General features: G+C 64.3%; 20 protein-coding genes and 1 pseudogene. 10 read left to right on the forward strand and 11 right to left on the reverse strand.

Going from position 1 to position 17,876, the window contains the following annotated elements:
- Positions 1 to 35: 35 nt before the first annotated feature.
- The 6 genes and pseudogenes from M2D63_RS03490 to M2D63_RS03515 all read right to left on the reverse strand — a co-directional run.
- Entirely contained in the window at positions 36 to 1,274 is a 1,239-nt protein-coding gene (locus M2D63_RS03490; RefSeq protein WP_285861409.1) for a heme biosynthesis protein HemY, read from the reverse strand.
- Positions 1,271 to 2,365, reverse strand: a complete 1,095-nt coding sequence (locus M2D63_RS03495; protein WP_285861410.1) for a uroporphyrinogen-III C-methyltransferase — start codon at positions 2,363 to 2,365, stop codon at positions 1,271 to 1,273. Before M2D63_RS03495 ends, M2D63_RS03490 begins: the two co-directional genes overlap by 4 nt.
- Positions 2,366 to 2,397: 32 nt before the next feature.
- A complete protein-coding gene (locus M2D63_RS03500) occupies positions 2,398 to 3,177 on the reverse strand; it encodes a uroporphyrinogen-III synthase (RefSeq protein WP_285861411.1) in 780 nt (259 codons plus the stop codon).
- The gene (gene hemC / locus M2D63_RS03505) at positions 3,174 to 4,115 is read right to left on the reverse strand and encodes a hydroxymethylbilane synthase (protein ID WP_285861412.1); all 942 of its coding nucleotides are present in this window, start codon (positions 4,113 to 4,115) and stop codon (positions 3,174 to 3,176) included. Before hemC ends, M2D63_RS03500 begins: the two co-directional genes overlap by 4 nt.
- Before the next feature lie 121 nt (positions 4,116 to 4,236).
- A complete protein-coding gene (locus tag M2D63_RS03510; protein WP_285861413.1) occupies positions 4,237 to 4,983 on the reverse strand; it encodes a LytTR family DNA-binding domain-containing protein in 747 nt (248 codons plus the stop codon).
- A 35-nt stretch (positions 4,984 to 5,018) separates the two neighbouring features.
- Positions 5,019 to 5,087, reverse strand: a pseudogene (locus M2D63_RS03515) (hypothetical protein); the annotation flags it as partial.
- Positions 5,088 to 5,306: 219 nt separating this feature from the next.
- Between M2D63_RS03515 and argH the strand changes: the two are divergent.
- On the forward strand, positions 5,307 to 6,701 hold the full coding sequence (gene argH / locus M2D63_RS03520; RefSeq protein WP_285861414.1) for an argininosuccinate lyase: 1,395 nt from the start codon (positions 5,307 to 5,309) through the stop codon (positions 6,699 to 6,701).
- 16 nt (positions 6,702 to 6,717) lie between these two features.
- Here the strand turns inward: argH and M2D63_RS03525 are convergent, their stop codons facing one another.
- Positions 6,718 to 7,398: a glutathione S-transferase family protein gene (locus tag M2D63_RS03525; RefSeq protein WP_285861415.1), complete on the reverse strand. Its 681-nt coding sequence runs from the start codon at positions 7,396 to 7,398 to the stop codon at positions 6,718 to 6,720.
- Between the two features lie 122 nt (positions 7,399 to 7,520).
- Positions 7,521 to 8,183, reverse strand: coding sequence for a glutathione S-transferase family protein (locus M2D63_RS03530; protein WP_285861416.1), 663 nt, complete (start codon positions 8,181 to 8,183; stop codon positions 7,521 to 7,523).
- 147 nt (positions 8,184 to 8,330) lie between these two features.
- On the opposite strand from M2D63_RS03530, the gene M2D63_RS03535 reads away from it, so the two are divergent.
- The 3 genes from M2D63_RS03535 (at position 8,331) to M2D63_RS03545 (ending at position 11,949) form a co-directional block, all read left to right on the forward strand.
- Positions 8,331 to 8,615 (forward strand): hypothetical protein, encoded by a 285-nt coding sequence (locus M2D63_RS03535; RefSeq protein ID WP_285861417.1) that lies wholly within the window; start codon positions 8,331 to 8,333, stop codon positions 8,613 to 8,615.
- 85 nt (positions 8,616 to 8,700) lie between these two features.
- Complete coding sequence (locus M2D63_RS03540) at positions 8,701 to 8,946, forward strand: TIGR02647 family protein (RefSeq protein ID WP_285861418.1); 246 nt, start codon at positions 8,701 to 8,703, stop codon at positions 8,944 to 8,946.
- A 153-nt stretch (positions 8,947 to 9,099) separates the two neighbouring features.
- Positions 9,100 to 11,949: a class I adenylate cyclase gene (locus M2D63_RS03545; protein WP_285861419.1), complete on the forward strand. Its 2,850-nt coding sequence runs from the start codon at positions 9,100 to 9,102 to the stop codon at positions 11,947 to 11,949.
- Between the two features lie 3 nt (positions 11,950 to 11,952).
- Here the strand turns inward: M2D63_RS03545 and rnk are convergent, their stop codons facing one another.
- The 3 genes from rnk to cyaY form a co-directional block, all read right to left on the reverse strand.
- The gene (rnk, locus tag M2D63_RS03550) at positions 11,953 to 12,372 is read right to left on the reverse strand and encodes a nucleoside diphosphate kinase regulator (RefSeq protein WP_285861420.1); all 420 of its coding nucleotides are present in this window, start codon (positions 12,370 to 12,372) and stop codon (positions 11,953 to 11,955) included.
- A 131-nt stretch (positions 12,373 to 12,503) separates the two neighbouring features.
- The gene (locus tag M2D63_RS03555) at positions 12,504 to 12,725 is read right to left on the reverse strand and encodes a DUF1289 domain-containing protein (RefSeq protein ID WP_285861421.1); all 222 of its coding nucleotides are present in this window, start codon (positions 12,723 to 12,725) and stop codon (positions 12,504 to 12,506) included.
- Between the two features lies 1 nt (position 12,726).
- Positions 12,727 to 13,059 carry an iron donor protein CyaY gene (cyaY, locus tag M2D63_RS03560; protein ID WP_285861422.1) on the reverse strand — a complete coding sequence of 111 codons (333 nt, stop codon included), beginning with the start codon at positions 13,057 to 13,059 and terminating at the stop codon, positions 12,727 to 12,729.
- Between the two features lie 193 nt (positions 13,060 to 13,252).
- On the opposite strand from cyaY, the gene M2D63_RS03565 reads away from it, so the two are divergent.
- From M2D63_RS03565 to M2D63_RS03590, 6 genes are read left to right on the forward strand one after another with little or no spacing between them, the layout of a single operon-like run.
- Positions 13,253 to 13,396: a lipoprotein gene (locus M2D63_RS03565; RefSeq protein WP_285861423.1), complete on the forward strand. Its 144-nt coding sequence runs from the start codon at positions 13,253 to 13,255 to the stop codon at positions 13,394 to 13,396.
- A gap of 3 nt (positions 13,397 to 13,399) precedes the next feature.
- Complete coding sequence (gene lysA / locus M2D63_RS03570) at positions 13,400 to 14,647, forward strand: diaminopimelate decarboxylase (protein WP_285861424.1); 1,248 nt, start codon at positions 13,400 to 13,402, stop codon at positions 14,645 to 14,647.
- 4 nt (positions 14,648 to 14,651) lie between these two features.
- Entirely contained in the window at positions 14,652 to 15,482 is an 831-nt protein-coding gene (gene dapF, locus M2D63_RS03575; RefSeq protein WP_285861425.1) for a diaminopimelate epimerase, read from the forward strand.
- A 13-nt stretch (positions 15,483 to 15,495) separates the two neighbouring features.
- Positions 15,496 to 16,233, forward strand: a complete 738-nt coding sequence (locus tag M2D63_RS03580) for a DUF484 family protein (protein ID WP_285861426.1) — start codon at positions 15,496 to 15,498, stop codon at positions 16,231 to 16,233.
- Positions 16,233 to 17,132, forward strand: a complete 900-nt coding sequence (xerC, locus tag M2D63_RS03585) for a tyrosine recombinase XerC (RefSeq protein WP_285861427.1) — start codon at positions 16,233 to 16,235, stop codon at positions 17,130 to 17,132. Before M2D63_RS03580 ends, xerC begins: the two co-directional genes overlap by 1 nt.
- Positions 17,129 to 17,824, forward strand: coding sequence for an HAD family hydrolase (locus M2D63_RS03590; RefSeq protein WP_285861428.1), 696 nt, complete (start codon positions 17,129 to 17,131; stop codon positions 17,822 to 17,824). Before xerC ends, M2D63_RS03590 begins: the two co-directional genes overlap by 4 nt.
- Positions 17,825 to 17,876 lie beyond the last annotated feature (52 nt).

Genomic DNA, 17,876 nt, shown 5'->3' on the forward strand with positions numbered 1-17,876 from the left:
TTGGGCCCGCGATCTGCCGCGAGCCCAAGGGTGCTTCAAGCGCGAACGGCTTCCGGCAAAGGCAGAGCCAGCAGCCGCTCATCCAGCAGGCCCAGGCCTTCCTGGAACAACTGGTTGCTGCGCTCGGTGTCGCCCAGCCCGGCCAGCAGCCGCGCCAGCTCGGCACAGGCTTCCGGATTGCGTTGCAGGCGCAGGCTGTTTTCCAGGTAGTCACGCGCCTTGCCCCAGAGTCGATTCTGCAGGCTCAGTCGCCCCAGGGTCAGCAGCAGGCTGGGGTCGTCGCCATGCTGCTTCAGCCACCCTTCTGCAGTGTGCAGCTGGCGCGCCAGATCGGACCCGCGCACCAGGCCATAGAGCCGTGCCAGATGGCTTTCGTACTGGCGCTTGAGCGCCGTGCGCAGCGCCTCCTCGGCCTCGCTCTCGGCGCCCAGCTGACGCAGTTGCTCGGCATAGGCCAGCACCAGTTGCGGCTCCTGGCGCTGGGCGGCGGTCAGTTGCTGCCAGGCCCTTTCCAGTGACTGGCGGGCGCTTTGCTCTTCCCCTTCGCGACTGGCGGCCAGGCTGAGGTTCTCGCCCCAGGCCCGTTGTTCCAGCTCCGCCAGTTCGGCAGCAGGCAAAACCTTGTCCTTGCGCAGGTCCGGCATCAGCCGGATCAGTGCCGACCAGTCACCGCGCTCGCGATACAGGCGCTGCAGCAGGCGCAGCACCTGGGCGTTATGGGGATGACGCTCCTGCATGGCCTGCAGGGTCACCAGCGCCGCTTCGCTTTCACCCTGGTCCATCTGCAACTGGGCATGGCTCAAGGCAATGGCCAACTCGGCTTGTGGCTGGCGCTCCAGCGCGCGCTCGAGCAGGTTGTCACGCTCTTCGACACGCCCCAGCTCGTTGGCAGCCCGCGCCGCACCGAGGTAGTACAGCAGCGGTTGGCGCTCGGCTTCGGCAGCGCGCTGCAAGTGGCGCTGGGCGCTGGCCCAGCGACCCTCGGCAAGGTCCAGTTGCCCCTGCTCGATAGCCAGCTGGGTACGTCGGCTGCGGTTACGCCGCGACCAGGGGTTGACCACTCCGCTGGAGGTCAGCACCAGGCCAACCAGGTAGCGTACCGCCAGAATCACCAGGATGATGCTCGCCAGGGCTGCCAGCGCGGCCCAGAGCCCGGATTGATAGCGAAAACCACCGTAGGAAATCAGCACGTAGCCACTGTGCTTGGCGATCGCGATGCCCAGCGCAGCCGCGACTGCAATGGCGATGACCGCCAGCAGGTAGACGCGTTTCATGGCTTGGCCTCCTCGGCTGGCAAGTGCCGGCGCTCCAGGTAGGCCTGGACAGCGGCAAGGCTGTCTGCCAGGTCCGGAACCACCACCGAGACCGGCTCGTCGGCCAGCGCGTTGAGGCTGTCGAGCATGGCCTTGCTCTGCGGGTTGTCCGGATTGAAATTGGCCAGCAGGACGCTGCGCGCATCATCCAGGGCCTGGTTATAGACCTTGGCTTCGCCATTGAGCGCGGCCCACTGGGCCTGCTCGATGGTCAGGCTCAGCGCCAGGCGCAGTTGATTGAGCGATTGCCCGGCCAGCAGCGGACGGATGTTGTCGTCGGCATCGAAGTCGATCTGGAAGTACTTCGACAGTTCCGCCCACCACTGCGACCAGCGACTGGCGCCATCGCCATCTGCGGTCAGGGCGCCGAGCGCGTCGGCACCGGAGTTGAATTCCGGGGACAGGGCACTGAGTTGCTGCACCTGTTCACGCTGGGCGGCCAGTTTCAGGAACAACCCGGTGCGGTCCGGCTGCTGGGTGCTGTTGAGGGCAGCCAGGCTCTTGGTCAGTTGTTCACGGGCCGCGAAGGCACCCGGATCGCTCTGCTCGCGCAGGATCTGATCGGCGCCCTCGACCAGGGCGCGGGCACTGGCGATGTCCTGCAGGGCCGACAGGCGCAGGCTGGCCAGACGCAACAGGTGCTCGGCCTCGGCCAGGCGCCAGTCCTTGCGGCTGGCGCCGAGGATGGTTTCCAGGCGCTGGCTCAGGCGCTGCTGGTCGCCTTGCAACTGGGCCACCAGGCGTCGACGGTCTTCGAGTTCGGTGGCGGCGGGCAGGCTCGCCAGCTGTGCCGAGATCTGCTGCTCACGCAGTTGCAACGCCTGGGTCTTCTCGCTCAGGGATTGCAGGTACTGGCCCTGGCCCTGCTCGGCACCCTGGAGCTGACGCACCTGCCATACCCCCCACCCACCAACCGCAACACCTGCCGCACCGAGCAGCAGGGCCAGGAACGCCAGGCCATTGCCCGAACGTTTGCCAGAAGTGGCGGCAGTGGGTTCAGACGCTTCGGGCGTCGATTGCAGATCATCGTTGGGCAAGACAGTTTCGCTCACGTATCCATCCTTTGCATTGGGCTCGTCGCCAATCAGCTTAGCGCCTCAGGGGCAGGTGCGGTCGTTTGCCGCAACGCTGTCATCAAAGCCGCGGCACTGGCACCGCGACAGTCCACTACATTCTGTGCCCCGGCTTCCCGGGCTTGTTGCGCTACCCGCGGGCTGGGCACGAACAAGGGCAATCGGGCCAGTTGCGCCCAGCCCTCCCCGGCCAGCTGCCGCAGGTGTTCAAACCCTTGTCCACTGCTGACCACCAGGCCATTCAGGCGCTCCCCGGCCACACGCGCAGAGAGCACGCCCTGCGGGTAGGTGGGCAGGTTGCGACGGTAGAGTTGCAGATAATCGACACTAGCACCTAGCTCGACGAGACGCTCTGCTAGCAATTCACGCCCCCCTTCACCGCGCATGATCAACACCCGAGGTGCCGGACCGGCCAGTGCCTGGTGCAAGGCGGGCAGTTGCAGCAACGCCTCACTGTCATCGCCGGCTTGTGGATAACTGACCTGACAGCCCTGGTCCTGCAGCACTTGCGCGGTGGCGGCGCCCACGGTGAACCAGGCCAACGGCGGCAATCGGGGCCAGTAGCGGGTCGCACCAGCCAGACCGAGACGGGCCGCCGGCTTGCTGACCACGATGATCGCGGCGTACTGATCAAGCCCGCGCAACAGGCCAAGCTGGTGCTCATCCAGGCTCAGTGCCTGGATCTCCAGCAACGGCAGGCTGCTGCTGGATACCCCCTGTTCAGCCAGCGACTGAGCCAGGGCCGCGCATTCTTCCGCCGGCCGGGTCAGGAGCAGGCGCCAGCCGCTCACGGGTGGCCGGCCTCGCCATAAACTGCCTTGAGAATGTCTTCGGCGCCTTGCTTGAGCAGGTCTTCAGCCACCTGGACACCCAGGGCTTCGGCATCGCCACGAGGTGCCCGGGCCTCGGCGGTCAGCAGCTTGCCGCCGCTGGGCTCGCCGACCAGGCCGCGCAGCCACAGTTGCTCGCCTTCGAGCACGGCGTAGCAGGCAATCGGCACCTGGCAACCGCCATTGAGGCGCTTGTTCAGCGCACGCTCGGCCACCACGCGGTCGGCGGTGTCCTGGTGGTGAAGCGGGGCCAGCAGTGCATGGATTTCGCTGTCGACGCTGCGGCACTCGATGCCCACTGCGCCCTGGCCACCGGCGGGCAGGCTGTCGTCAACGCTGATGCCCGAGGTGATGCGGTCTTCGAAACCGAGGCGGATCAGACCGGCGGCGGCGAGGATGATCGCGTCGTACTCGCCGGCATCGAGCTTGGCCAGGCGGGTGTTGACGTTGCCGCGCAGGAAGCGGATCTCGAGGTCCGGGCGACGGGTCAGCAACTGGGCCTGGCGGCGCAGGCTGGAGGTGCCCACGATGCTGCCGGCGGGCAGCTCGTCGAGGCTCTTGAAGGTATTGGACACGAACGCATCGCGCGGGTCTTCACGCTCGCAGATGCAGTACAGGCCCAGGCCCTCGGGGAAGTCCATCGGTACGTCTTTCATCGAGTGCACGGCGATGTCGGCCTGGTTTTCCAGCAGGGCGGTTTCCAGTTCCTTGACGAACAGGCCCTTGCCACCGATTTTCGACAGCGGCGAATCCAGGAGCTTGTCGCCACGGCTGACCATCGGTACCAGGGTCACGAGCAACCCGGGGTGCGCCTGCTCCAGGCGGGCTTTGACATATTCGGCCTGCCACAGGGCCAGGGCACTTTTGCGGGTGGCAATGCGGATTTCGCGAGTGGACATGGAACGATCCGTACGAGATAGATTCTCCCGATGATAACAGCTCAGCCCAATCCGCTTGCAGATCTAAATCACGTCAACCTGCGACCATCCCTGGTCGCCGGACGCTTCCGGTTCGCGCCCTTCAGAGTTGCTGCATCATCTTGCGCACGCCGGCGACATGGCGGCGGCTGACAATCAGGGCATCGCCGTTGAGCCCCTTGAGGAACAGCTGGAAATGCCCCAGCGGCGTTCGCTGCAGGCGCTCGATGCGATTGCGGGCGACCAGGGCATTGCGGTGAATACGCACGAAACGCTCGCCAAACTCGTCTTCCAGGGCCTTGAGCGGCTCGTCGAGCAGCACTTCGCCGTTTTCATGGCGCAGCGTCACGTACTTGTGATCGGCAATGAAGTAGATCACCTGGTCCAGCGGGATCAGTTCGATACCCTTACGGGTGCGAGCACTGATATGACTTCGTGGCCCGCTCCCGCTCTCGGCGGCTGGCCGGGTCAGTGCAGCCAATTGCACCCTGCTGGGACGTTCGGCCTTGCGCAAGGCGTCGCGCAGGCTGTCGGACTGCACGGGCTTGAGCACATAACCCAGGGTGCTGTCGGTGAAGGACTGCACGGTGAACTCGTCGTCACCGGTACAGAACACCACGGCCGGCGGGGCTTCTCGCTCGCACAGGCGGGCGGCGACCTGAAGGCCGTCCAGGCCCGGCATGCGGATATCGAGCAACACCACCTCGGGTTTGAGGCTGTCGATCAGCGCCAGGGCCTCTTCGCCATTGGTGGCGCTGGGCTCCAGAACTGTATAGCCCTCCAGTTCGCCGAGCAGGCGGCTCAAGCGTTCCCGGGCTTGGGGTTCGTCATCAACGATCAGGACATTCATATGGTGCTGGATTCCTGCGTGAGTCTCGCACAAGGTTAGCGTAGACAGGTGAGGTGACGACCGTCACGGCGATCCACGCTCAGACTCGCACGGTGGCTAAAGATTCACTGGTCCGGCAGGAAACATGCCGATCCTCTGTCCAACTGTAGACGGTTGCCGCAACACTGCCGTTCATTCGATAAATATCCTGCTCCGAGCAGGGTCTTTATTGGCATTACTGCGACATAAACCCGCATTTGCCCCGACCGCCGCCCTGCGGCAGGGTCATCAACCCTGTTATCATCGACGCCACTTTTCCGTTCACGCCTTCAACGAGTGAATCCATGAGCACCGACAAGACCAATCAGTCCTGGGGCGGCCGCTTCAGTGAGCCCGTCGACGCCTTCGTCGCCCGCTTCACCGCCTCCGTCAACTTCGACCAGCGCCTGTACCGCCACGACATCATGGGCTCGATCGCCCATGCCACCATGCTGGCGAAGGTCGGCGTGCTCACCGACGCCGAGCGCGACAGCATCATCGATGGCCTCAAGACCATCCAGGGTGAAATCGAGGCCGGCAACTTCGACTGGCGCGTCGACCTGGAAGACGTGCACATGAACATCGAAGCACGCCTGACCGACCGCATCGGCATCACCGGCAAGAAGCTGCACACCGGCCGTAGCCGCAACGACCAGGTCGCCACCGACATCCGCCTGTGGCTGCGCGACGAGATCGACCTGATCCTGGCCGAAATCACCCGCCTGCAGCAGGGCCTGCTGGAGCAGGCCGAGCGTGAAGCCGAAACCGTCATGCCCGGCTTCACCCACCTGCAGACCGCCCAGCCAGTGACCTTCGGCCACCACCTGCTGGCCTGGTTCGAAATGCTCAGCCGCGACTACGAGCGCCTGGTCGACTGCCGCAAGCGCGCCAACCGCATGCCGCTGGGCAGCGCCGCGCTGGCCGGTACCACCTACCCGATCGACCGCGAACTGACCTGCCAGCTGCTGGGCTTCGAAGCCGTGGCCGGCAACTCGCTCGATGGCGTGTCCGACCGCGATTTCGCCATCGAATTCTGCGCCGCCGCCAGCGTGGCGATGATGCACCTGTCGCGCTTCTCCGAAGAGCTGGTGCTGTGGACCAGCGCCCAGTTCCAGTTCATCGACCTGCCTGACCGCTTCTGCACCGGCAGCTCGATCATGCCGCAGAAGAAGAACCCCGACGTGCCGGAGCTGGTACGCGGCAAGACCGGTCGCGTGTTCGGCGCCCTGACCGGCCTGCTGACCCTGATGAAAGGCCAGCCGCTGGCCTACAACAAGGACAACCAGGAAGACAAGGAACCGCTGTTCGACGCCGCCGACACCCTGCGCGACTCGCTGCGTGCCTTCGCCGACATGATCCCGGCGATCAAGCCGCGTCACGCGATCATGCGTGAAGCCGCCCTGCGCGGTTTCTCTACCGCCACCGACCTCGCCGACTACCTGGTTCGCCGCGGCCTGCCGTTCCGTGACTGCCACGAAATCGTCGGTCATGCCGTGAAATACGGCGTCGACACCGGCAAGGACCTGGCCGAGATGAGCATCGACGAACTGCGCCAGTTCAGCGACCAGATCGATGAAGACGTGTTTGCCGTGCTGACCCTCGAAGGCTCGGTCAACGCCCGCAACCACATCGGCGGTACTGCCCCGGCCCAAGTGCGGGCTGCCGTGGCACGCGGCAAGCAACTGCTGGCCGCGCGTTAATCCACCGCCCTGGCAGCTACCCGGTCCGCTGTGACCGGGCAGCTGCCTGCAACCGGGCCAGAAAGGCTGGAAATTCAGCCTGCTTGTCTGCCGCCACCTTCTGTACGTTGGGGTTTTCGCCCAGGCGCTCGAGCAGTGCCCTGGCGCCAGGCAGCGCCTGCAGATAATCCACCCTGAACAAGCGCTGGCCGACTTCCCGCGCCAGGTCGACGCTGAAGACAAAGTACAGGTCCGCCAGGGTGAAGCGCTCTCCCGCCACGAACGGGGTAAACCGGCCATGTGGGCCCAGGGCCACAAAGCCCTTGTCCAGATCCCGCCGGGCCTTGGCTTTCAGGGCATCCGGCGTTGCCCTTCCACCGAAAAAAACCTCGGCATAGCAATACCGGGCGGGCAGTTCGATATACAGCTCGATTTCCTTGGCCAGCGCCCGGACCTGGGCGCGGGCGAACGGCGCGGTGGGCAACAGCGGCGCCGACGGCCAGACTTCTTCCAGGTAATCGAGAATGGCATCGGTCTCGCTGATGAAGCCCTGGGTGGTTTCCAGCACCGGCACCTTGCCACGCGGGCTGATCGCCAGGGTTTCGGGGTCCTGGCAGCCGTGCAAGGGCACTTCCTCGAAGGGCAGGCCCTTTTCCAGCAAGGCGAGCTTGACCATGTTGTAGTAGTTGCTGGCGGCGAATCCATGCAGTCGAAGCATTGTGGCCTCCTGGCCGACGTGGAAAAGACTGCATGGTGCGAAGAAAGCAAGGTTCACAAAGCCAGATCAATCCTAATCAGGCGTAGGATTGTTCTCGATCCGCTCCGCCAGCCACGATCCGCCTAGCGCTTGCCCGAACGTATCATTTCCAGGAACGCCGGCATCTGCGCCTCCTTGTCGGCGGCGATCTTCTGCACATGGGGGTTCTGTCTCAACTGCTTGAGCAAGGCCTTGGCCTGCGGGAAGTTCGCCAGCACATCCAGTTCGAACACCTCCTTGCCCACGGCACTGGCCAGGTCGACGCTGAAGCAGAACAGCATATCGGCGATGGTCATTTCGCTGCCGGCCACATAAGGCTCAAAACGGCCATTGCGCTTGAGCGTGTCCAGGCCTGCAAGCAACTCGGCCCTGGCCTTGTCCTTGATGGCCGGATCGACTTTGGCGCCAAAGAAGGCCTCGGAGTAGCAAGCACGGGCAGGCAGCTCGATGTACAGCTCGATTTCCTTGGCCAGCTCCAGCACCTTGGCCCGGGCAAAGGCATCCTTGGGCAGCAGCGACTTGCCGCCCTGGGTTTGCTCGATGTACTCGATGATCAGGTTGGTCTCACTGAGAAAACCGTGTTCGGTTTCCAGGGTCGGCACCTTGCCACGCGGGCTTTTCTTCAGTGCTTCGGGGCTCTGGCCACCGAAGAACAGCACTTCTTCGAACGGCACAGCCTTTTCCAGCAGTGCCAGTTTGACCATGTTGTAGTAGTTGCTGACTGCAAATCCATGAAGCTTGAGCATGAAACATGCCTCCAGGCCGTTGAGGGGTTGGCCGGGTTGTTATAGACCCAAGTGCAAGGACGTGACCAGCATCATGGAGAATGTCGATAGCAAGGCATTGGCGCCGGGCTCGTGGCAAACTGGTCCCCCCTACTGAGGAAAACGCCCATGAGCGAGCCAACCGATATCGACAATGACGAAGAAGAATTCGCCGAGTCGACCCTGATCGAAGCGATCGAAAACCAGATCGAAAGCGACAACCCTCCGGCGGCCAAGGCCACCTTCAACAAGCTGACCCTGGTGGGTTACGAGCGTGAAGACATCCTCAACCTCATGGCCCACGTACTGGCCTACGAGATTGACGCGATGCTCGACGAGGACCGCCCGTTCAACACCGAATGGTACGAAACCGCCTTGCGCGCCTTGCCCGAGCTGCCGCCGGAAAAGGAATGAAGCAAAGCAGGATTTCCCTGACTACACTGCAAAGCCAGGCACCGGCACCGGTGCTGCCCTCCTTGTCTGGAAGTCGGAGTCTTTTATGTCGTTTACCCCCGAACTGATTGCCGAGCTGGAAGTCCTTGCCTTGTTCAACCTGGATAGCAGCCAGGAAGGCATCAAGGTCCACGCAACCGCTGCTCCTGACATCATCGCCGCAGCAAAACGCCTGCATGAAAAGCAACTGACCGACCAGCCAGATGGCGGCTACCTGACCAGCCTGGGCCACGACGCGGTCGAGAGCGTCCAGCAACTGCTGACCATCCTCAAGACACCTCAGCCAGCCTGATCCCGGCAGGCCCGCTCCCGGTAGGAGCGGGCTTGCCCCGCGATGCGACCAGCGCTGACAAAATGGCGTCAAAAATCAAATACGCCTTAGCCCGACCACACCACTCAGGCTAAACTCGCCGATGCTCCCCCTGATGGCCAGCGTTGGCATGCAATGAACCACCCCCACGAAATCCGCCCCGACCTTGACCAAGGCATCGACCGCAAGGTGCTCAGCCAGCTGCGCGCACGGTTCCTGACGCTCAACCAGGGCCGTCTGGCGCGAGCCATGGAGGGCTTGTCCAGCCGCCAGCAACGGGTCCTGAACCTGCTGCCGCTGTTCTTCCACGTCAACCATCCGCTGCTGCCCGGCTATGTTTCCGGCACCACGCCCGCCGGTGTCTCAGGCTTCGAGCCGGACGTTCAGGTGCTGGCCGAAGCCCAGCGCCTGACCCGATCCTTTTCCTATAAAGCCCGCCGCGCAAACCCACATCAACCCATTCACGGCCTGTTCCTGATGGGCAGCCTGGGCACCCTGGCCCAGGCCGAGCAGAGCGACATGGATCTGTGGATCTGCCATGCCGCCGACCTGGGCGAGAGCGAACTGGCGGAACTGCGCAAGAAATGCCAACTGCTGGAGGCCTGGGCCGCCAGCCAGGGCGCCGAAGCCCATCTGTTCCTGATCGAGCCCGACAGCTTCGTGCAAGGCGAGCGCGACAGCCAGCTGAGCTCCGACGACTGCGGTACTACCCAGCACTACCTGTTGCTGGACGAGTTCTACCGCACCGCGATCTGGCTGGCCGGGCGCACGCCACTGTGGTGGCTGGTGCCCGTGTATGAAGAGCGCCGCTACCAGGCGTACATCCAGACCCTGCTTTGCAAGCGTTTCGTGCGTGCCGAAGACGCACTGGACCTGGGCCACCTGGCGCATATCCCTGCGGGCGAATTCATCGGCGCCGGGCTCTGGCAACTGTTCAAGGGCATCGAGTCTCCCTATAAGTCGGTGCTCAAGCTGTTGCTCACCGAAGTCTATGCCAGTGAGTTTCCCCGGGTGCACTGCCTGAGCCTGCAGTTCAAGCAGGCCGTGTTCGCCAATCGCCTGGACCTCGATGCGCTCGACCCTTACATGATGGTCTACCGGCGCATCGAGCAGTACCTGCAACGTCGCGGTGAAAGCGAACGGCTGGAGTTGGTGCGCCGCAGCCTGTACCTGAAGATCAACAAGAAACTCAGCAACACGGCCCGCCAGCGCAACACGGGCTGGCAGCGCAACCTGCTGCAGCGCCTGAGCCAGGAATGGGGTTGGCAGGAGCGCCAGCTGGCGCTGCTCGACAACCGCAGCCAATGGAAAGTGCGCCAGGTCGCCGTTGAACGACGGGCGCTGGTGAACGAGCTGAACCACAGCTATCGCTTTCTCTGTCAGTTTGCCCGCCACCAGAACGCCGACAACCGCATTGGCCAGCGCGATCTCAACGTGCTTGGCCGACGCCTGTATGCCGCCTTCGAACGCCGTGCCGGCAAAGTCGAGTTCATCAACCCCGGCATCGCCCAGGATCTGGCCGAAGACACCCTGACCCTGGTCCGCGCCGCCGACCGCAAGGAACCCGGGCACCATCACTGGGGCCTGTACAACGGCAATCTGGGCGTCCATGAGTGGGAACACTTCACCCCGCTCAAGCGCTGCCGCGATCTGCTCGAACTGCTGGCCTGGGCCCACCGCAATGGCGTGATCGACAGCAGCACCCGGCTGGCCCTGCACCCGGGCGACAGCGACTTGAGCGAGTTCGAACTGTTCAATCTGGTCGGCAGCCTGCAACAGAGTGTGGCCCTGCCCTTGCCCAGCGTCAGCGAGCAACGCCTGCTGCAACCGAGCGTGGTCGATGACATGCTGTTGCTGGTCAACGTCGGCATCGACCCTTTGCGCCACCACCGCGAACTGAACATCCTGATGACCACCGAGCGCACTGATTCGCTCAGCTACGCCGGGGTTCGCGAAAACCTGGTCCTGACCCTGGACCAGGTCACGCTCAACAGCTGGAATGAAGTCCAGGTCCAGCGCTACGACGGCGAGCATGCGCTGCTGTACTGCCTGCGCGACTACCTCAACAGCCTGGGCAGCGGCGCGCATCGCCCCCGCTTGCAAGTCCGCTGCTTCTGCCACAATCGTGCGCAGGCCATCGCCCTGCGGGTCGAGGAGGTGTTTGCCAACGCCCAGGCCTTGCTCGGCCAGGGGTTGGGCCACCGCTACCTGCTGCAGGTCCAGCAGCACACCCATGCGCTTGAATTACAGCCTGGTGCCGTGCAGTTGGTCACCCTTGAAGGCCACGAAGCACTGCTGGACTACCTGGGTGAAGAACGCGTCGACTACAGCCCGTTGCACCTGGATGCCAACGCCCTGCAGGACCATGACCTGGCGCAGGTCCTGCCACTGGGTATGCCGCGCTGCATCCAGGTGTTCTACCGCATCCAGGATGCCTGGGCGGACGTCCATGTGCTGGATGAGCGTAATGCCCTGTGGCAGCAGCGCCTGCCGTTTCATGACGAGCCCAGTCTGCTGCTACCGCTGCAGCGCTTCTTTCAGTCGATCATGTTCCGTCGCGACGCCCGTCTGCCGCTGGACCACCTGCACAGCCAGGGCTCGCAGGAGATCCTCTACTACCAGCTATTGCCATCGGGCCCGGGCAAGGCCCGCATCGCCGAACTACGTCCGGCGCCGGCCATGACCCTCGACGCGTCGTATTACGAGGTGCAGGCGATCGTGCAGCCGGGCGCCGAGGATCAGGTGCAGGTCACCCTCTACTGCAATCAACGGGAGTATTGCGAGCTAGAACATGGTGACCAGCTGTATGCCATGGTCGCCCGGGAAATCGTCAGCCAGCGCCGGCAAGCCGAGCGCTATCGCTGCTACATCACCGACCTTGACCTCTCCGGCCTGCTGGTCGAGGGTCAAGGGTCGAGCATTCTCTACCTGCGCTACAAGGGCGAGCTGGAGCGGGCGCTCAACGAGGCCCTGGCACAGGCTTGAGGTTCAGAGGTCGAAGTCGCCAGCTGCTTCCGGCTGGTATTCGACGGCCAGCAGCTTGAGCTTGAGGGTCTTGCCGCCCGGGGCTGGCCAGTCGATCTGCTCGCCCACCGACAGGCCCAGCAGCGCGCTGCCGATCGGGGCAAGGATGGAGATCTTGCCTTCATCGGCGTTGGCGTCCTTCGGGTACACCAGGGTCAGGTGATAATCCTTGCCACTGGCTTCTTCGCGGCAATGAACGCGGGAGTTCATGGTCACGACACCGGCCGGCACCTCCTCGTGACCGACCTGCTCGGCGCGGTCCAGCTCGTCCTGCAAGGCGAGCACACCCGGCGAATCCTGCGTCTTCTCGTCGAGGCTGTCGATCAGACGCTCGAGACGCTGGACGTCCAATCGGGTGACGATAATGGAAGGCTTGGTGCTCATGATCCAGTCAGACTCCTTTTTCTGGGCGATTAAAAGCAAAACCCCGCCCAAGGGCGGGGTTTGCAGGTACTCGGCATGGCCGAAGCAAACTCGACACTACCACAGCTCAGTAAATACACAATAGCCGGGATTCATACCGGATTTGTCTGCTGACGGCGGGCCGCGGCCTCCCGGCAGATCTGCCGACGCCGCTCGTCATCGGCCGAGCGCCATTGGCGAATATCCTCGACATGACGGAAACAGCCGATGCAGACCTTGTGCTCATCCAGCCGGCAGGTGCTGATGCACGGTGACGGCACTGCCGGGCTGACATTGCTGTACAGCGGCTTGGCCGGCTTGGGCGCAGTGCTCATCTCAGATCTCTTCGAAATCGAGTTTCTCGCCGGCGCGCTCCCAGACAATGCGCTCGAGCATCTCGCCCAGCAGCTCTTCGGTCTTTTCGCACACCCACTTCTTCGCTTCTTCGTCGTAGTCGAAGTGGAAACCGCCGGACTTGTCCGCCAGCCACAGCTGGCGCAGCGGCTCCTGGCGGCTGAAGATCAGCTGGCTGCCATTGTCGAACTTGATGGTCAGCACGCCGGCCGAGTTTTCCATGTCCAGGTCCAGGTCACTTTCGTCGAACAGGTCTTCCAGGGCCTGTTGGGTCGCGTCGACCAGATCGTGAAAACGCGCTTCGCTCAAACTCATTGCAAGAACCTCAAAAATGTCTGCACACACGCAAGCCGGGCAAGATACGAGCGCAGCGCGCCGAATGCAAAGAATAACGCCAGCTCACAAGCCACCGGCCTGCCCCCGCCCGACGGCCGCCTACCCGCATAGGCAAGGCGGCGGGTGCTCGGTATACTCGGGCGCAATACTGCTTATTTCAAAGGATTACGCCATGAAGCGCCTGATCTCCACCCTCGCGGCGCTCGTCGCGGTTGCCTGCCTCGTTTCCGCCTGTGGCCAGAAGGGCCCGCTGTACCTGCCGGAAGACGGCAAAGACGGTCAAAAATCGCAATCGCACCAGCACAAACAAGGGTAAACCATGGACGCTTTCAACTACCGCGACGGTGAACTGTTCGCGGAAGGCGTGGCCCTGTCGGCCATTGCCGAACGTTTCGGCACGCCAACCTACGTCTACTCGCGCGCCCACATCGAGGCCCAGTACCGCAGCTACGCCGATGCCCTGCAGGGCGTTTCGCACCTGGTCTGCTTTGCCGTCAAGGCCAACTCCAACCTCGGTGTGCTGAACCTGCTGGCCCGCCTCGGCGCAGGTTTCGACATCGTCTCCGGCGGTGAGCTGGAGCGAGTCCTGGCCGCTGGCGGGCGCGCTGACCGCGTGGTCTTCTCCGGCGTCGGCAAGACCCGCGAAGACATGCGCCGCGCCCTGGAAGTCGGCGTGCACTGCTTCAACGTCGAGTCCACCGACGAGCTCGAGCGCCTGCAGGTCGTGGCGGCGGAAATGGGCGTGCGCGCTCCGGTTTCGCTGCGGGTCAACCCGGATGTCGACGCCGGTACCCACCCGTACATTTCCACCGGCCTGAAAGAAAACAAGTTCGGTATCGCCATCGCCGATGCCGAAGAGGTGTACATCCGCGCCGCCCAGCTGCCCAACCTGGAAGTGGTCGGTGTCGACTGCCACATCGGCTCGCAGCTGACCACCCTGGAACCCTTCCTCGACGCCCTCGATCGCCTGCTGGCGCTGGTCGACCGCCTCGGCGACTGCGGTATCCTCCTGCGTCACCTGGACCTGGGTGGCGGTGTCGGCGTGCGCTACCGCGATGAAGAACCGCCGCTGGCCGGCGACTACATCAAGGCGGTCCGCGAGCGCGTGGGCGAACGCGACCTGGCCCTGGTCTTCGAACCAGGCCGCTATATCGTCGCCAACGCCGGGGTCCTGCTGACCCGCGTCGAGTACCTCAAGCACACCGAACACAAGGACTTCGCCATCGTCGATGCGGCGATGAACGACCTGATCCGCCCGGCGCTGTACCAGGCCTGGATGGACGTCACCGCCGTGCAGCCACGGGCCGGTGAAGGCCGCACCTACGACGTGGTCGGACCGATCTGCGAGACCGGCGACTTCCTGGCCAAGGAGCGCACGCTCAACCTGGCCGAAGGTGACCTGCTGGCAGTTCACTCCGCGGGCGCCTATGGTTTTGTCATGAGCTCGAACTACAACACCCGTGGACGCTGTGCCGAAATCCTGGTCGATGGTGACCAGGCGTACGAAGTGCGCCGTCGGGAAACCGTGGCCGAGCTGTTCGCCGGCGAAAGCCTGCTGCCGGAGTAAACCCATGCTGCTGCGTTTTACCAAGATGCATGGGCTGGGCAACGACTTCATGGTCCTGGACCTGGTCAGCCAGCATGCGCACATCCTGCCCAAGCACGCCAAGCAATGGGGCGACCGCAACACCGGCATCGGCTTCGACCAACTGTTGATCGTCGAAGCGCCGAGCAATCCGGAGGTCGACTTTCGCTACCGGATCTTCAATGCCGACGGCTCCGAGGTCGAACAGTGCGGCAACGGCGCGCGCTGCTTCGCCCGCTTCGTGCTGGACAAGCGCCTGACGGCGAAAAAGCGTATCCGCGTTGAAACCAAGGGCGGAATCATCGAGCTCGACGTGCGCAACGACGGCCAGATCTGCGTCGACATGGGCCCGCCACGGCTGGTCCCGGCCGAGATCCCGTTCGAGGCAGCGGAACAGGCCCTGAGCTACCCACTGGAGGTCGCCGGCCGCCAGGTCGAGCTGGCTGCGGTATCGATGGGCAACCCCCACGCCGTGCTGCGGGTCGACGATATCAACAGCGCACCGGTGCATGAACTGGGCCCGCAGATCGAGCATCACCCGCGCTTCCCGCAGCGGGTCAATGTCGGCTTCATCCAGATCATCGATCGCCACCGCGCGCAGCTGCGCGTCTGGGAGCGTGGCGCCGGGGAAACCCAGGCCTGCGGTACCGGTGCCTGTGCGGCGGCCGTGGCTGCGATCAGCCAGGGCTGGATGGATTCGCCACTGCTGATCGACCTCCCCGGCGGGCGCCTGTCCATCGAGTGGGCAGGCCCGGGCAAGCCAGTGCTGATGACCGGCCCCGCCGTGCGCGTGTTCGAAGGACAAGTTCGTCTATGAGTGAGTACCGACCATGAGCGATCAGCCCCAGGCTCCCGTTGAGCAGCCCACCGACCTTGGCGCCGGGGGCTCGATGCCCGCCCTCGGGGCTGAAGCCGTGGTCGCCTACCTGCGCGACAATCCCACCTTCTTCGCCGAGCGTGACGAGCTGCTCAGCGAACTGCACATTCCCCACCAGCGCGGCGACAGCGTTTCGCTGGTGGAGCGCCAGCTCAAGCTGTTGCGTGACCGCAACATCGAGATGCGCCATCGCCTGTCGCAACTGATGGACGTGGCCCGCGACAACGACCGGCTGTTCGACAAGACCCGCCGGTTGATCCTCGACCTGCTCGACGCCGACAGCCTGGAGTCCGTGGTCATGGCGGTCGAAGACAGCCTGCGCCAGGAATTCAAGGTGCCCTTCGTCAGCCTCATTCTGTTCGGCGAAACCGCCGCCCCGGTGGGGCGCTGGGTCAACAGCGCCGACGCCCAGCAAGCCATCGGCGGCCTGCTGTGCAGCGGCAAGACGGTCAGCGGCAACCTGCGCGACCATGAACTGGACTTCCTGTTCGGCGAACAGCAGCGCAAGGAAGTCGGTTCCACCGCCGTCGCCACCCTGAACCACCAGGGCCTGCATGGCGTGCTGGCGATCGGCAGCCGCGACCCGCAACACTACAAGAGCACGGTCGGCACCCTGTTCCTCGGCTACATTGCCGAAGTGCTGGGCCGTGTCGTGCCGCGCTTTACCCAGACCCTGCGCCCGGTGCGCTGATGGAACGCCAGCTGCAGGCCTTCAGCGCGCACTTGCGCAATGAACGCCAGGTGTCCGAACACACCCAGCTGGCCTACCGCCGCGACCTCGACAGCGTCCTGGCCTTCTGCAACAAGCACGCAATCGACAGCTGGGATGCCCTGCAGATCCAGCACCTGCGCCAGCTGATCGCCCGCCAGCACCAGCAGGGCCAGTCATCGTGCAGCCTGGCGCGCCTGCTGTCGGCGGTGCGTGGCTTCTACCGCTACCTCAACCGCGAAGGCCTGTGCAGCCACGACCCGGCCAACGGCCTGTCGGCACCCAAGGGCGAACGCCGCCTGCCCAAGACCCTGGACACCGACCGCGCCCTGCAACTGCTCGACGGCGCGGTGGAAGACGAGTTCCTCGCCCGCCGCGACCAGGCCATGCTCGAACTGTTCTACTCTTCGGGCCTGCGCCTGTCGGAGCTGACCAGCCTCAACCTCGACCAGCTGGACCTGCCTGCAGGCCTGGTCCAGGTGCATGGCAAGGGCAGCAAGACGCGCGTACTGCCGGTCGGACGCAAGGCCCGGGAAGCCCTTGAACAGTGGCTGCCCCTGCGCGGTGGCAGCGGCCCCGAGGACGGCGCGGTGTTCGTCAGCCAGCAAGGGCGACGCCTCGGCCCGCGGGCCATCCAGCTACGGGTACAGGCTGCCGGCGCCCGGGAATTGGGCCAGAACCTGCACCCGCACATGTTGCGACACTCCTTTGCCAGCCACCTGCTGGAGTCCTCCCAGGACCTGCGCGCGGTACAGGAGATGCTCGGCCACGCCGACATCGCCACCACCCAGATCTACACGCACCTGGACTTCCAGCACTTGGCCGCCGTCTATGACAGCGCCCATCCACGGGCCAAACGCAACAAGGGCAGCGACTCATGAGCATCAAGCTGATCACGTTCGACCTCGATGACACCCTGTGGGACACCGCCCCGGTCATCGTCAGTGCCGAAGCCATCCTGCGCGACTGGCTGGCGGCCAATGCCCCGGACCTTGGCGCCGTGCCCGTGGAGCATCTGTACGCCATCCGCGAGCGCCTGGTGCAGGCCGAGCCGGGCCTGAAGCACCGCATCAGCGCCTTGCGCCGGCGTGTGCTGTTCCACGCCCTGGAAGATGTCGGCTACAGCGAGAACAAGGCCCGGGAGTTGGCCAACGAAGGCTTCGAAGTGTTCCTGCATGCCCGGCACCAGATCGATATCTTCCCGGAGGTCCAGCCGGTGCTGGAGATCCTGCGCCACAGCTACACCCTGGGCGTGGTCACCAACGGCAATGCCGATGTGCGCCGCCTGGGGCTGGCCGACTACTTCAAGTTCGCCCTGTGCGCCGAGGACCTGGGAATCGGCAAGCCCGACCCGCAACCCTTCCTCGAGGCGCTGCGCCAGGGTCAGGTCGACGCCCATGCCGCGGTGCATATCGGTGACCACCCCGGCGACGACATCGCCGGCGCCCAACGCGCCGGCCTGCGGGCTATCTGGTTCAATCCCCAGGGCAAGGCCTGGGAAGCCGAGAGCCGCCCTGACGCGGAAATCCAGCGCCTGTCGCAGCTGCCCGAACTCCTCAACAGCTGGCGTTGATAGGTGGGAGCGGGCTTGCCCCGCGAAACGATTCAACTGAAGAAACGCAATC

The sequence above is a fragment of the Pseudomonas sp. BJa5 genome (assembly GCF_030272875.2).
GTDB lineage: Bacteria > Pseudomonadota > Gammaproteobacteria > Pseudomonadales > Pseudomonadaceae > Aquipseudomonas.

What these genes read in the sequence shown, in the direction of transcription:
- rnk (WP_285861420.1), bottom strand. Translation starts at nt 12,372, where the DNA reads ATGAGCACCAAGCCTTCCATTATCGTCACCCGATTGGACGTCCAGCGT.
- lysA (WP_285861424.1), top strand. Translation starts at nt 13,400, where the DNA reads ATGGACGCTTTCAACTACCGCGACGGTGAACTGTTCGCGGAAGGCGTG.
- M2D63_RS03535 (WP_285861417.1), top strand. Translation starts at nt 8,331, where the DNA reads ATGAGCGAGCCAACCGATATCGACAATGACGAAGAAGAATTCGCCGAG.
- xerC (WP_285861427.1), top strand. Translation starts at nt 16,233, where the DNA reads ATGGAACGCCAGCTGCAGGCCTTCAGCGCGCACTTGCGCAATGAACGC.
- argH (WP_285861414.1), top strand. Translation starts at nt 5,307, where the DNA reads ATGAGCACCGACAAGACCAATCAGTCCTGGGGCGGCCGCTTCAGTGAG.
- hemC (WP_285861412.1), bottom strand. Translation starts at nt 4,115, where the DNA reads ATGTCCACTCGCGAAATCCGCATTGCCACCCGCAAAAGTGCCCTGGCC.
- M2D63_RS03555 (WP_285861421.1), bottom strand. Translation starts at nt 12,725, where the DNA reads ATGAGCACTGCGCCCAAGCCGGCCAAGCCGCTGTACAGCAATGTCAGC.
- M2D63_RS03525 (WP_285861415.1), bottom strand. Translation starts at nt 7,398, where the DNA reads ATGCTTCGACTGCATGGATTCGCCGCCAGCAACTACTACAACATGGTC.
- M2D63_RS03590 (WP_285861428.1), top strand. Translation starts at nt 17,129, where the DNA reads ATGAGCATCAAGCTGATCACGTTCGACCTCGATGACACCCTGTGGGAC.
- cyaY (WP_285861422.1), bottom strand. Translation starts at nt 13,059, where the DNA reads ATGAGTTTGAGCGAAGCGCGTTTTCACGATCTGGTCGACGCGACCCAA.
- M2D63_RS03510 (WP_285861413.1), bottom strand. Translation starts at nt 4,983, where the DNA reads ATGAATGTCCTGATCGTTGATGACGAACCCCAAGCCCGGGAACGCTTG.
- dapF (WP_285861425.1), top strand. Translation starts at nt 14,652, where the DNA reads ATGCTGCTGCGTTTTACCAAGATGCATGGGCTGGGCAACGACTTCATG.
- M2D63_RS03540 (WP_285861418.1), top strand. Translation starts at nt 8,701, where the DNA reads ATGTCGTTTACCCCCGAACTGATTGCCGAGCTGGAAGTCCTTGCCTTG.
- M2D63_RS03545 (WP_285861419.1), top strand. Translation starts at nt 9,100, where the DNA reads ATGAACCACCCCCACGAAATCCGCCCCGACCTTGACCAAGGCATCGAC.
- M2D63_RS03565 (WP_285861423.1), top strand. Translation starts at nt 13,253, where the DNA reads ATGAAGCGCCTGATCTCCACCCTCGCGGCGCTCGTCGCGGTTGCCTGC.
- M2D63_RS03530 (WP_285861416.1), bottom strand. Translation starts at nt 8,183, where the DNA reads ATGCTCAAGCTTCATGGATTTGCAGTCAGCAACTACTACAACATGGTC.
- M2D63_RS03490 (WP_285861409.1), bottom strand. Translation starts at nt 1,274, where the DNA reads ATGAAACGCGTCTACCTGCTGGCGGTCATCGCCATTGCAGTCGCGGCT.
- M2D63_RS03580 (WP_285861426.1), top strand. Translation starts at nt 15,496, where the DNA reads ATGAGCGATCAGCCCCAGGCTCCCGTTGAGCAGCCCACCGACCTTGGC.